Below are 12,699 nucleotides of genomic sequence, written 5' to 3' on the forward strand. Positions count from 1 at the left end.
TTCTCTTGTGAACAAGTTCCAGAAGACCCCGTACAAGGTTGACGTCCGCGACGTCATCAACCGCCCGGGAACGATGTATGAGCGCAACATCGACATCGTCGTCCCCCACGACCTCGGTGAAGCGCTCGTTGCCGTGAAAGCCGGCTCCACCCTCGAAGCCGATCTGCGACTCGAATGCATCCACGAGGGCATCCTGGTGACCGCCGATGTGACCGGAAAAGCCGCCGGAGAGTGCGGAAGATGCCTGATTGACATCGAATTGCCTGTCCGAGTTCATTTTGTCGAGCTTTTCGCGTACGATCTAGACGAAGCTTATGAGTGTGCGGTTCAAGATGACCACGTGGATCTTGAACCACTAATCAGGGATGCAGTGGTGTTGTCACTGCCGTTCCAGCCGGTTTGCCGGCGGGATTGCCCAGGTCTCGACCCAGAGACCGGGGAACGGCGTGCCACTTCCCCTGAACTTGAACCGAGTGACGTGCAGGATCCCCGCTGGTCCGCACTATTGGAATTCCAAGCTTCCGAAAGCATCAGCATGGATGAAGACATCCAGGCTGTACCGGATAGAGAAGAGAAGTAGTCATGGCAGTCCCGAAGCGCAAGCAATCACGCTCCAACACCCGCTCACGCCGTTCCTGCTGGAAGGCCGAAGCCCCCACCCTGGTGAAGACCATGGAAAACGGCAAGGTCGTCTACAGCCTCCCGCACCGCGCGAAGGTTGTCACCGACGCCGCCGGCACGGCACTCTTCATGGAGTACAAGGGCCGCAAGGTCGCTGACATTTAGTCAGAGGGTGGTGCGCGCAACCGTGTCAGGTTCTGACGCCGATCCCACCACAGCCGCTACTCCTGCAGGCACGAACGCTGCAGGAGTTTCTGCTGTCCGGGGGACGGGTTCGACAGCTACCGCCTCGGCGTCCCTGGCGGCGCTGCAGGAGGTTCTCGGTCTCCGGATCGATGAGAGCCTGCTCGAACTCGCGCTGACGCACCGCTCCTTCGCGTACGAAAACGGCGGCCTGCCCACCAACGAACGCTTGGAATTCCTCGGCGATTCGATCCTGGGCCAGGCCGTCACGGTGATGTTATACCGCGAATACCCACACCTGCCGGAGGGTGACCTGGCTAAGCGCCGGGCCAGCCTGGTCTCCAGCGCCGCACTGGCCGAAATCGCCCGCGGGATCGGGCTGGGCGCATTCGTGCGCCTGGGAAAAGGGGAAACCCTCACCGGCGGCCGGGACAAGTCCTCGATCCTGGCCGACACCGTCGAAGCGGTCATCGGCGCGGTCTACCTCGATACCGGGGCCGACTCGGCGACGGCGTTCGTGCTACGCCTCGTGCAGCCGCTTCTGGCCGACCCCGGGCACTTCGGAGTGTCCATGGACCCCAAGACCAGCCTGCAGGAAGCCGCCGCCCGCCTCGGCGCCGGGGTCCCGGTGTATTCCGTCGCCGAGAGCGGTCCCGACCATTCGAAGGTCTTTATCGCCACGGTCACGGTGGGCACCAGCGTGAGCGCGACAGGCCAGGGCACCAGCAAGAAGCACGCCGAGATGTCCGCGGCCCTGCAGGCCTGGAGCAGCCTGCGCTCCCGGCGCTGACGAAAAGGGCTGCCCGTGCCAGAACTCCCCGAGGTGGAGGCCGTCCGCGCCGGCCTTGAGCCGGCCGTGTCGGGCTCGACCGTCACCGGCGTCGAGGTCTTCGACGAACGGTCGTTGCGCCGCCACGACCGCACCCTGGGCGATTTCGAAGCCCTGCTGACCGGTGCGCGCATCGACTCCGCCGTGCGACGGGGCAAGTTCCTCTGGTTCCCCCTCGCTGCCGCGCCAGGCGACGAGCCGCCGACACGAGCGCTGGTGGCCCACCTGGGCATGAGCGGCCAGGTCCTGCTGCGGGCACCCGGCATCGAACCCGAGAAGCTGCTGCGCATAAGGCTGATGTTGCAGCACCCGGAGCATGGCGAGCTGGCCCTGCACTTCGTGGACCAGCGCATCTTCGGCAGCATGGCCGTCGACCGGCTGCAGACCACCCGGGACGGCCGTGCGGCCGGATACTCCGGCCCCGGCCTGGCCCCCGGGCCGCCCGCCGCTGGCACTGCCGCCTCGGCGTCGGCGCTGATTCCGAGCCAGGTGGCACACATCGGCCGGGACCCGCTCGATGCGAACTTCTCGGCGCCGGAGTTCTACCGGGCGCTCACCCGGACCAGGTCCGGCATCAAGCGGGTGCTCCTGGACCAGCAGACGGTCAGCGGCATCGGCAACATCTACGCCGACGAGGCCCTGTACGAGGCCCGGGTGCACTTCGACCAGCCGGCAGCGTCACTGTCGGCCGCGACCGCCCGACGGTTGCTCGCCGCGGTCCGCGCGATCCTGTTGCGAGCCCTGGCCGAGGGCGGCACCAGCTTCGACGCCACGTACGTCAACGTCAACGGCCAGTCCGGGTACTTCTCGCACAGCCTTAACGCTTACGGGCAGCACGGTCGCCCGTGCCCCCGCTGCGGGACCGAACTCGTGCGAATGAAATTCATGAATCGGTCGTCGCACCTCTGTCCGCGCTGCCAACGGTTGCGGTGATCTTGCGCCAGGCGCCTTCGTACCCCATCGGCACGAATCCGAGGGCCTCGTTCACGTCCAGCATGTGCCGGTTCTCCTCGGCGTTGAAGGTGGTCACCGACGGAACCTCGGGGAACGTCTGCGCGAGCTGATGCAGGTTGGCGAGCTTCAGCAGCATGCCCAGTCGGCGGCCGCGGTGTTCCCGCAACATCAGTGTGTCTTCCTGACTGGCGGCCCGGCCGGTCCCCGAAGGGACCGATAACTCGGTGAAGCCGGCCAGGTGACCGCTCGGCCGGTGCAGGGCTGCCGTGACCAGTGTGGTGCGGGGCCCGGTGGCGGCGGCGGCCTGGTCGGCGATCAGTCGCTCGACGCTCCAGTGATCTTCCGGTTCCTCGAGCCCAGCGGTCGGGGCGTCCGTTGACATGCGGGTGTACAGCGCCGCGAAATCCTCGAGCCAGCGTTCCGGTGTCCGGCCGGCCCAGGTCACCATCGAGTAGTCGTCCCCGGCTCGCTCGGCGGCGGTGCGGTTCAGCTCGGCGAGTACCCCGGGATCGACCGGCAGGGCCAGCCGGCTGCCGCGCTCGACCTGCTCGAGCCGGTACCCACGATGCAGCAGGAACAGCACCTCCGGGTTGTCCAGTGGAATCGAACCGAAGCCCGTCGGCGTAGTGAGGCGTGCGGCGGTCGAGCCTCCGGCAGTAACGGAAGGGTCGGCCGGGACGGCGGATGGAGCGGCCTCGTCCGTGTCGGAGCGCTCAGGCGATACGGCGTACACCACCCGGTTCGGCCGATTCTCGGCGTCGGCGATGGCTTCCAACTGTGTAGCCAGAGAACTCCCGATGCCGCGCAGCCTGAACTCCGGCAGCACTTCCGCGGTGAACCAGGCATAACCCGACGCGGGATCGGCGAGCGTCTCATAGACGGCGCGGCCCACGACGGCGCCGTGCAGCCGGGCGATCAGCAGTCGCCGGGGTGCGTGCTCGAGAGTGTGCCAGCCGGGCAGCAGCTCCTCGGCCGTGAAGGCGAGTTCCTCGGTGCCGTAGGCGGCAGCCTCCACGGTGTTCTTCACGTCGACCGAGGCGGCAAAATCCGGCCAGCCCGCACCGTGCGGCTCCGCGGGGATGGGGAGCTCCTCGATTGTGAACACGTCACCGGTCATGCTCGATCAGCGTACCCTCGCGGTACCGCACGCAATAGGCTGGATCTCGCACATCCACCTCGCCCGAAGGCGGGCCGATCCCAGTGAATCAGCGCCAGTCGGGTACCGTTAGCCGTGACCAGGCGGTGATGGTCCGGGACAAGGAAAGGCGGGCGGGGTGTATCTGAAGAGTCTCACCCTCAAGGGGTTCAAGTCTTTCGCCCAGCCGACGACCTTCGCGTTCGAACCCGGCGTGACCTGCGTCGTCGGACCGAACGGCTCCGGCAAGTCCAACGTCGTCGACGCGCTCGCCTGGGTGATGGGCGAGCAGGGTGTGAAGACCCTGCGTGGCGGCAAGATGGAAGACGTCATTTTCGCCGGTACGTCCACCAGAGGGCCGCTGGGCCGGGCTGAGGTCACCCTCTCGATCGACAACAGCGATGGTGCCCTGCCCATCGAGTACGCCGAGGTGACCATCTCGCGCACCCTGTTCCGCAATGGCGCCAGCGAGTACGCGATCAACGGCCGCACCTGCCGGCTGCTGGACGTGCAGGAACTGCTCAGCGACTCCGGCCTCGGCCGGGAGATGCACGTCATCGTCGGCCAGGGACAGCTGGACGCGGTGCTGCGCGCGAGCCCGGAGGAACGACGCGGCTTCATCGAGGAGGCCGCCGGGATCCTCAAGCACCGTCGCCGCAAAGAGAAGACGGTGCGGAAGCTCGAGGCCATGCAAGCCAACCTCACGCGGCTCAGCGACCTCGCCGGGGAAATCCGCCGTCAGCTCAAACCGCTGGGCCAGCAGGCGCAGGTGGCCAGGCAGGCGCAACAGATCGCGGCGACCGTGCGCGACGCGCGTGCCCGGCTGCTTGCCGACGACGTCGTCGTGCTGCGCCGCGCCCTGGATGCCCACGGGCGTACCGAGAGCGAGCGGCACTCGGAGCGCCTCGTGATCCAGGAACAACTCGACCACAACCAGGTGCGCGTGCGCCGGTTGGAGGACGCGCAAGTCGGCGACGCCGTCGACGGCGCCCGGCGCACCGCGTTCGGGCTTGAGTCCGGTCAGGAACGGCTGCGCGGGCTGTACACCCTCGCCAACCAGCGCCTGGCCCTGCTGGGCAGCCAGGCCGAACCGGGGGAGCGGGCAGGCGGCGTGACGCCGCACCGCGTAGCCGAGGCCACCGCGGAGGTGGAGCGGCTGCGGGCGGGCATCGCCACCGCCGAGAGCGCCTGGACGACCGCGCGCACGGCGGCAGCGTCGGTTCGCCGGGACCTCGATGCCGCGGACGAGGAGATCTCGGCGCAATCCGCCCTGGTCTCCCGCCACGATCTCCGGGTGGCGCAGCTCGCCGGGGAAGCCGACACCGCGGCATCCAGGCTGGCGGCCGTCCGGGGCGAAGTGCTGCGCCAGCACGGCGCCCTCGACGCGGCCCGTGATCGGTTGGCCGCCGCGCTGGCCCAGCTCGCGGATCTCGACGACCACGAGGACGCCGAGGCGATCGAGGTTGACCTGGCCGGGGTCGCCGACCGTGCCGAGGCACAGGTCGTGCAGGCCGGTGCCGAGATCGACGGGCTCAGAGAGTTGCTACACGGCCACGAGCGCGAACGGGAGGCGCTTGCGGCCCGCACCGGCGCCCTGAGCCTGGCGCTCGGCCAAAAGGACGGGTCGTCCGGCCTGATCGACGCGGGCCTGCCCGGCGTCCGCGGCCTGGTCGCCGAGGGCATGAGCGTGCAGCCCGGGTTCGAGCGCGCGATTGCCGCGGCGCTCGGATCACTCGCCGACGCTGTCGCCGCCGACGACCGGGATGCCGCCGTCGCCGCCGTCCGGCACGCCGAGGCCCTGGACCTGGGCCGGGTGGAACTGGTGCTCACCGGGGTTGCTGGAGAGGCGGCCCCCGCGCGGTCCGGCCTGTCCGGAGCGGTCGCCGCTTCCACCGTGGTCGACGCGCCGGCCGGAGTCCTCGCGCTTCTGGCCGGCACCATCATCGTGGCCGATCTCGCGGCTGCCGTGGCAGCATCCGACGCCCGTGCCGCGTCGGCATCGGGGGAGTCCGGCCTCCCGTCGATCATCGTCACCCGCGCCGGCGACGTCCTCACCGCGTGTTCGCTGCGCGGAGGAGCCGGTGCTCCGCCGAGCAAGCTCGAGCTCGTCACCGAACGGGACACGGCCGAACACCGTCTGGGCGAGGTGACCTCGCTCATCGAGCGGGTCGCCGGTGACCTCGGCGAACGTCGCGGCCTGCTGGCCACCGTGCGCGAGCAGGCCACCTCGGCCCAGGCCGCCCTCCGCGAGCGCCGAAGCCTGCAGGCGGCGCGCACCGACCGGCGCAACCGCCTCACCGTGCAGGCCGACGCCGCGTCGGCCGAATTCGATCGGCTGTCGGCCGCCGCGGACCTCGCCGCCGCCGGCGTCGCCGAAGCCGAGGGCGCCGCGGCCGCCAGCGCCGCCGCACTGGACACCGCGCGCTCACAGCCGAGACCGATCCTCGATGTCAGCGCACGTGACTCCCTCTTCGCCGAGCTCGAGCGGGCCAGGGAAACCGAGATCGAGGCCCGCCTGCAAGTAGACACCGCCAAGGAGCGCTTGCGTGTCGGGCAGGGCCGGGTCATCACGCTGACCAGGCAACTCGAAGCCGACCAGGCCGAGGCCGATGCCGCCGCCCGGCGGGCCGTCCTCCGACGACGGCAGGTGGCCGCCGCATCCGCTGTCGCCGATGCGTTGCCGCCGGTGCTCACCTCGGTCGATGCCGCCGTGGCCGAGTCGCGCCAGCGCCTGGCCGCCGCCGAGGCCCAGCGCGCCAGCCAGAACGCCGAGCTCAGCGCCCTCCGGCGGGCGGATAGCGATCTGCGCACCAGGCTGCAGGCCATCACGGAGAACGTGCACGGGCTCGAACTGGCGATCTACGAGAAGAAACTGCAGGTCTCGGCGCTGCTCGAGCGGGCCGCCAGCGAGCTCGGCCTGGTGGAGGACGTGCTCGTCAGCGAGTACGGGCCGGACCAACCGGTGCCGGCCGAGGACGAAACGGGCGCAACAGATGCCACCGTGACCCGGCGGTACGACCGGGCGGCCCAGCAGGCCAGGCTCGCGGCCGCGGAGCGCAGCTATGCCCGCCTGGGGCGGATCAACCCGCTCGCGCTCGAGGAATTCGCGGCGCTTGAGCAACGCCACAAGTTCCTCACCGAGCAGCTCACCGACCTCACCACCACCCGGACCGACCTCCTGAGCATCATCGACGACATCGACCTGAGGATGGGCGCCATCTTTGCCAGCGCCTTCGACGACACCCAGGCGGCGTTCGCCGAGGTGTTCCCGGTGCTGTTCCCCGGCGGCAGCGGCAGCATTCGGCTCACCGACCCGGAGAACATGCTGACTACCGGTATCGAGGTGTCGGTGAAACCGGCGGGCAAGAAGATCGAACGGCTCTCGCTGCTCTCCGGCGGCGAACGGTCACTCGCGGCGGTGGCGCTGCTCATCGCAATTTTCAAGGCCCGGCCGAGCCCGTTCTACATCATGGACGAGGTCGAGGCCGCGCTCGACGACGCCAACCTGGGCCGGCTCCTGACCATCTTCGAGGACCTGCGGGCCACGAGCCAGCTGATCGTGATCACGCACCAGAAACGCACCATGGAGATCGCGGATGCGCTCTACGGAGTCTCGATGCGCCAGGACGGCGTGTCGGCCGTTGTGGGCCAGCGCATCGTCCGCGAGGCCGAACAGGCCTCCTGAGGTGCCGGGTTCGGCAACCGGTGTTCGGCACCGGCCGGTTGCAGCGCAGACGGCTCAGTCCAGTGCGGAGGTCGCACCGCCGCCGGGCTGCGAACCGCCGGGCGTTGTGCCACCGGGCAGTACTCCACTCGGCAACGGCCGGTTGCTGCGAAACAGGTTCTCCGGGTCCACCCGGCGCTTGAGGCCGGCCAGGCGGTCCAATTCCGCCGGGGTGAAGGCGCTGCCCAGATCCTGGCCGCTCGTGAGCATCGACGGGACAACCCGCGGAACACCGACGGCTTGAACCGTGTCGTCCAACGGCTGGAAGAGCAGATGGCGATCCGAGGCGGGCGGCTGCGGAGCGCCCGGCGGCAGGATCGCCGCCGCGAAGAGCAGAAAACCGGCGTCGAGGTGGCCGACCAGTCCGTCGTCGCCCACGGTGGCATCGCCGATCATCCCTCCCAGCGGGCGCAGCTGCAGCATGGTGAGCCCGGCGTAGCTCGCGGTGTGGAAACCCTCGACAAGCGACGCGATCGTGGCAGGGTCGAGGTCGCTGACGGTCCGCGACCAGTCAAGCGATCTCGAGGGCTCCTGCGGTTCCCCGGACACGTCACCCAGGTGGCTGATCGGGAAGGTGCCGCACAGATTGGCGATGACCGGCGCGATCGACAGGAGCGGCGCCAGGAGATCCTCCCCGGCGTCCGCCGGCCCCACGAAGACCGCATCCACCTGGGTGAAGCTGCGGCCGCGGAGGAGTTGGGGCACCCCCTCGACGTCGGGCAGATTGATCAGGCCCAGGAACAGGCTCAACTCCGGCGGCGCATCCAGCAGGATCTCGGCGGCGGCGCCGAAGACAACTTCGGCCGCCTCCGCAGGGAACAGGATCTTGCCGCCGAAGAGCTCCGGCGCCGGATACAGGTCGACTTCGAGGGTGGTCACCACACCGAACAGCCCGCCGGCGCCACGCACGGCCCAGAGCAACTCCGCGTCGCTGTCCCTGGTGACCCGGCGCAGCGCCCCGGTGGCATCGACGAGTTCGACAGCCCGAATCGAGTGGGCCGCGAGCCCCTTCCACCGGCTGAACCAGGAATGCCCGCCGGACAGCAGAAAGCCGGCGACGCTCACGTCGGGGTTGCTGCCGGCCAGGGCAACCAGGCCGGTGCCGTCGAGGCGGTTCAGCAGCGTGCCCCACGGCACCCCGGCGCCGACGCGCGCGAACCGGGCGACGACGTTCACGGTGACCTCGTCGAAGGCGGTGGTGCGCACGAGGATCCGGCCGACGAGGTCATCGCTGGCACCGTGCCCCCTGGGTTGCACGGTCACACCCAGGCCGGCCTCCCGTGCGGCGACGATGACTTTCCGGAGGTCCCGGACGGACCTCGGCCGCACGACGGCGCTCGGCCGCTGGTCGACGGCGAGATTCCAGGCTGCGCGGGCGGCATCCCAGCCCGGATCGTCGGGCAACACGATCGTGCCCTCCAGCGTTTCGGACAGGGCCGTCAGGACCTGGTGGGGGCCGGACGTCGAAGCAGGAGTGGGGCTCATGACGGTCCTTTCGCGAGGGGCGCGGCCCGGCCGCGCTGCGACTACCGTGACGATACCCAGCACCGGCCGGATCCCGCGACCCCTCCGGTGGTCGGAGTGACGAACACGCCGCGGCCGCTTGGGTGGAAGTCGTCGTGCCGCGGTCCGCCCGGCCGGTCGAGCCATAGGCTAGGGGCATGGCAGAACGCACCCCGTGGTCCCTCTCCGGCGCATTGCGCGGAGTATTCGCGAAGAAGACGATCGACGCAGATACCTGGGATGACCTCGAGGACTCGCTCATCACGGCCGACTTCGGACCGGACATCACCGACGCGATCGTCACCGAGCTGCGGGCGAAGGTGGCCAGGTACAGCACCACGGACCCCAAGGACCTGCACCGGATGCTCCGTGAGGGCATCGAGGAACGCCTGTCGAAGCTGGACCCCACCCTGAACCTCAGCGCCCGGCCCGCCGTGGTGCTCGTCGTGGGTGTCAACGGGGTCGGCAAGACCACCACCATCGGCAAGTTCGCCAAGTTCCTGCGTGTCTACGACCGCAGCGTGCTGATCGGCGCCGCGGACACCTTCCGGGCAGCCGCCGTCGAACAGCTGGCCACCTGGGCCGAGCGGGCCGGCGCCGACATCGTGAAGCCGCAGGCGCAGGGCCAGGATCCCGCGTCGGTGGCCTTCCAGACCGTTGAACGGGCCATCAACACGGGCACCGAAATCGTCATCATCGACACCGCGGGCCGGCTGCAGACCAAGGGCGGCCTGATGGACGAACTCACCAAGATCCGCCGGGTCATCGAGAAGCAGACCGCGATCTCGGAGGTGCTGCTGGTGCTGGACGCCACGACCGGGCAGAACGGCCTCGCCCAGGCCGAGGCGTTCATCGAGCACGCCGGGGTCACCGGCCTGGTGCTGACCAAGCTCGACGGGTCGGCCAAGGGCGGGTTCGTCCTGGCGGTCCAGGAGAAGACCGGCATTCCCATCAAACTCGTCGGGCAGGGTGAGGGCATCAACGACCTCACCGGCTTCACCCCGCACGTCTTCGCACAAAAACTCGTCGGATAGGACGTCCCATGACCATCGAACACGATTTCTTCGGCATTCTCGGCAGCGACGACGACAGCGGTGACGTGTACTGGTCCGACACCGCCGAACTGGGCGACCAGAACATCGAGATCGACGTCAGTTCCCCCGATGAGGAATCGGTGTCCGCCGAGGCCTTGGACATCGTCGCCGCGATGATCAATGCCCTGGAAGACCTGGACTCGCAGGCCCGGGAATCGCTCGTCGCCGACCTGAGCGCCGAGGTCTCCGTGACGAGCCAGTTCATCCTCGCCCAGTTCGAGGAACTCGACGGTGAGGTGCTCGAGGACGCCCTCATCTGGGACTCCGGCGACAAGCAGATCGACTTCCTGCGCTCCATCCAGTTGCAGCGCATCGGGTTCCACCCGCACCACATCGGAAGCGACCAGCACTTCGCCGTGCTCGACTACTCGATCAGCCCGCACGAGACGGACGCCCTGCTCGTGGTCACCCTTGACGTGCACGGCGACACGATCGTCATCGCCGCCGACAGCTGACCCCGGCGCGCCCACGACGGCAGCGCCGACGCCCCACCCACGAGAAGGCCCCCGGATTTCTCCGGGGGCCTGTCCAGTGCGGCGAGCCACTATCAGCCCAGGTGCACGGCCGCTTCCTTACCCAGCAGGTCCTCGGCACGCGGGCGCACCATGACCTACGCCACCGGAGCGGCCAGGAACACGCCGACCGCGGCCCAGAAGAACGCGGCCTGGTAGCCGTCGACGAACGCCTGCAGCTGCGCGACGGGGGTGCCGTCGCCGCCGGCGAGGGAGGCGGCGACCGCCGACGTGTAGAGCACGGTGAACACCGCGGAACCGATCGACCCGCCGATCTGCTGCACCGCGGTGACGGCGGCGCTGGCCGCGCCGGCGTCATGCGCATCGATCCCGGCGAAATCGACGTTCTGCAACGGCACGAAGATCATGGCCAGGCCCAGCCCCATCAGGAGCAGTCCGGGCAGCACCTCGACGGCGTAGCTGCCGCCGACGGTGATGCGCGACAGGTACAGGAGCCCGGCCGCGACGGCAACGGGTCCGACGGTCATCGGCAGGGAGGCCAGCCCGGACTCCAGGGGCGAGAAACCCAGCACGATCTGCAGGTGGAAGGTCAGGAATAGCAGGCCGCCGAGCAGGGCGGCACCGGTCAGCGTTCCGGTGATGAACGCGCCGCCGCGCACCTTGTCGGCCAGGATCCGCAAGGGCAGCAGCGGGTGGTTCGAGCGGCTCTCCACGAGCACGAAGAGGGCGAGCATCAGGACGCCCAGCGGGATGAAGACGAGCACCTGCCACGACGACCAGCCGTTCTCGGCCTGGGCGAAGCCGAAGACCAGCGACCCGAGTCCGAGGGCGACGAGGATGGCGCCGGGCACGTCGTAACGGGTGTTGCCGTGTGCCTTGCTCTCCTTGATGATCGGGACGGCGGCCGCGATCGCGACGATGGCGATCGGCACGTTCACGAGGAGGCACCAGCGCCAGCTGGCGTACTCGGTGAGCACGCCGCCGAGCACCAGTCCCACCGCGGCGCCACCACCGGCGATCGCGCCCTAGACCGAGAACGCCTTGATGCGGTCCTTGCCGCCGGGGAAGTTCACGGTCAACAGCGCCAACGAGGCGGGCGCGAGGAGCGCGGTGAACAGGCCCTGCAGGCCGCGGGCGGCGAGGAGCTCCCAGGTGCTCTGCGCCATGCCGCCGACAGTGGACGCTACGGCGAAACCGGCCGTACCGACGATGAAGGAGCGTTTGCGGCCCCAGTAGTCGGCGATCCGGCCGCCGAGCAGGAGCAGGGCGCCGAAGACCAGTGCATAGAGGGTGACGACCCAGGTGCGGTCGCCGTCGCTCATGCCGAGGTCGGACTGGGCGTGGGGGAGCGCGATGTTGACGATGGTGCCGTCGAGCACGACGGTGAGCTGGGCGAGGGCGACGATGGCGGGCAGCCACCACCGGCGCGGGTTGTAGGCTTCGGCCGCGGGGGAAAGGACTCGGGGACTGACGGGGTGGAAACCGGAAGGACGCCGGTCGCGCTCGTCTTTAACATGCCGAGAACTCTACCAAACGAACTAGTTCGTTTTGATACACTCGCGGCCATGGATACCGCCGATCTCCCCACCGGAGCGCCCCCGAAGGACCTGGAACCCACCCGCCAGCGCATCCTCGAGGCGGCCAGGGCCGAATTCGCAGCGTTCGGCCTCGCCGGCGCCCGCATCGACCGGATCGCCCGGAACGCATCCGCGAGCAAGGAACGCCTCTACACCTATTACCGCAAGAAGGAGGAGCTCTTCAGCGCGGTGCTGGAGCTCAATCTGACCGAGTTCGCCGCGGCCGTCGCCCACCAGGGAGCGGACCTGGCCGAGTTCGCGGGCATCCTGTACGACCATTCCGTCGCGCATCCCGAGCACTTGCGAATCATCGACTGGGCACGCCTGGAGCGCCAGGAGGCGAGCGACCCGCCCAACGCGCTGGTCGACACGTTCCACGCCGAACAGGTCAGGGGAATCCTGTCCCTCCAGGCGGCCGGCAGCGTCGATCGTGCCTGGGCCGCCGACCACCTCAGCGCGCTGGTCTTCGGAATCGTCTCCTGCTGGGTCCACGAGCCGGCGTCGGCGTTCTCCCCCCAGCCTGCGTCCGGCGGCGCCGTGATCGCCGCCCGCCGCGCGAGTGTGGTGCGCGCCGTCCGGCGACTGATCGAACCGGCGGCCGGTTAA

The 12,699-nt window shown here is 69.2% G+C and carries 12 protein-coding genes; 8 read left to right on the forward strand and 4 right to left on the reverse strand.

The features are described 5' to 3' along the window. Positions 1-7 precede the first annotated feature (7 nt). The 4 genes from JWP54_RS07575 (at position 8) to mutM (ending at position 2,566) form a co-directional block, all read left to right on the forward strand. Positions 8-580 (forward strand): YceD family protein, encoded by a 573-nt coding sequence (locus JWP54_RS07575; protein WP_297369746.1) that lies wholly within the window; start codon positions 8-10, stop codon positions 578-580. A 2-nt stretch (positions 581-582) separates the two neighbouring features. Further along, positions 583-786 carry a 50S ribosomal protein L32 gene (gene rpmF, locus JWP54_RS07580; RefSeq protein WP_220604099.1) on the forward strand — a complete coding sequence of 68 codons (204 nt, stop codon included), beginning with the start codon at positions 583-585 and terminating at the stop codon, positions 784-786. 133 nt (positions 787-919) lie between these two features. Then, positions 920-1,594, forward strand: coding sequence for a ribonuclease III (gene rnc, locus JWP54_RS07585; RefSeq protein ID WP_297369898.1), 675 nt, complete (start codon positions 920-922; stop codon positions 1,592-1,594). Between the two features lie 15 nt (positions 1,595-1,609). Beyond that, positions 1,610-2,566, forward strand: coding sequence for a bifunctional DNA-formamidopyrimidine glycosylase/DNA-(apurinic or apyrimidinic site) lyase (mutM, locus tag JWP54_RS07590; protein ID WP_297369751.1), 957 nt, complete (start codon positions 1,610-1,612; stop codon positions 2,564-2,566). Here mutM and JWP54_RS07595 read toward each other — a convergent pair. Further along, the gene (locus JWP54_RS07595) at positions 2,517-3,704 is read right to left on the reverse strand and encodes a GNAT family N-acetyltransferase (RefSeq protein WP_297369754.1); all 1,188 of its coding nucleotides are present in this window, start codon (positions 3,702-3,704) and stop codon (positions 2,517-2,519) included. The two genes, mutM and JWP54_RS07595, sit on opposite strands and share 50 nt — an antisense overlap. 157 nt (positions 3,705-3,861) lie before the next feature. On the opposite strand from JWP54_RS07595, the gene smc reads away from it, so the two are divergent. Continuing rightward, positions 3,862-7,407: a chromosome segregation protein SMC gene (gene smc / locus JWP54_RS07600; protein ID WP_297369759.1), complete on the forward strand. Its 3,546-nt coding sequence runs from the start codon at positions 3,862-3,864 to the stop codon at positions 7,405-7,407. A gap of 54 nt (positions 7,408-7,461) precedes the next feature. Here smc and JWP54_RS07605 read toward each other — a convergent pair whose 3' ends face one another. Further along, positions 7,462-8,931 carry an FAD-binding oxidoreductase gene (locus tag JWP54_RS07605; protein ID WP_297369762.1) on the reverse strand — a complete coding sequence of 490 codons (1,470 nt, stop codon included), beginning with the start codon at positions 8,929-8,931 and terminating at the stop codon, positions 7,462-7,464. 176 nt (positions 8,932-9,107) lie between these two features. Between JWP54_RS07605 and ftsY the strand changes: the two genes are divergently transcribed. After that, positions 9,108-9,983 (forward strand): signal recognition particle-docking protein FtsY, encoded by an 876-nt coding sequence (ftsY, locus tag JWP54_RS07610; protein ID WP_297369766.1) that lies wholly within the window; start codon positions 9,108-9,110, stop codon positions 9,981-9,983. Between the two features lie 8 nt (positions 9,984-9,991). Beyond that, positions 9,992-10,498 (forward strand): DUF2004 domain-containing protein, encoded by a 507-nt coding sequence (locus JWP54_RS07615; protein WP_297369769.1) that lies wholly within the window; start codon positions 9,992-9,994, stop codon positions 10,496-10,498. 155 nt (positions 10,499-10,653) lie between these two features. Here JWP54_RS07615 and JWP54_RS07620 read toward each other — a convergent pair whose 3' ends face one another. Continuing rightward, positions 10,654-11,514: a hypothetical protein gene (locus JWP54_RS07620; RefSeq protein WP_297369772.1), complete on the reverse strand. Its 861-nt coding sequence runs from the start codon at positions 11,512-11,514 to the stop codon at positions 10,654-10,656. A gap of 27 nt (positions 11,515-11,541) precedes the next feature. Beyond that, positions 11,542-11,931 carry an MFS transporter gene (locus JWP54_RS07625; RefSeq protein ID WP_367274193.1) on the reverse strand — a complete coding sequence of 130 codons (390 nt, stop codon included), beginning with the start codon at positions 11,929-11,931 and terminating at the stop codon, positions 11,542-11,544. A gap of 150 nt (positions 11,932-12,081) precedes the next feature. On the opposite strand from JWP54_RS07625, the gene JWP54_RS07630 reads away from it, so the two are divergent. Beyond that, positions 12,082-12,699, forward strand: coding sequence for a TetR family transcriptional regulator (locus tag JWP54_RS07630; protein ID WP_297369776.1), 618 nt, complete (start codon positions 12,082-12,084; stop codon positions 12,697-12,699).

Source organism: Cryobacterium sp., assembly GCF_025463825.1.
Lineage (GTDB): Bacteria > Actinomycetota > Actinomycetes > Actinomycetales > Microbacteriaceae > Cryobacterium.

Excerpts from the sequence above, each read along its gene's own strand:
- rpmF (WP_220604099.1), top strand. The coding sequence starts at position 583 with ATGGCAGTCCCGAAGCGCAAGCAATCACGCTCCAACACCCGCTCACGC.
- JWP54_RS07595 (WP_297369754.1), bottom strand. The coding sequence starts at position 3,704 with ATGACCGGTGACGTGTTCACAATCGAGGAGCTCCCCATCCCCGCGGAG.
- JWP54_RS07605 (WP_297369762.1), bottom strand. The coding sequence starts at position 8,931 with ATGAGCCCCACTCCTGCTTCGACGTCCGGCCCCCACCAGGTCCTGACG.
- ftsY (WP_297369766.1), top strand. The coding sequence starts at position 9,108 with ATGGCAGAACGCACCCCGTGGTCCCTCTCCGGCGCATTGCGCGGAGTA.
- JWP54_RS07615 (WP_297369769.1), top strand. The coding sequence starts at position 9,992 with ATGACCATCGAACACGATTTCTTCGGCATTCTCGGCAGCGACGACGAC.
- JWP54_RS07630 (WP_297369776.1), top strand. The coding sequence starts at position 12,082 with ATGGATACCGCCGATCTCCCCACCGGAGCGCCCCCGAAGGACCTGGAA.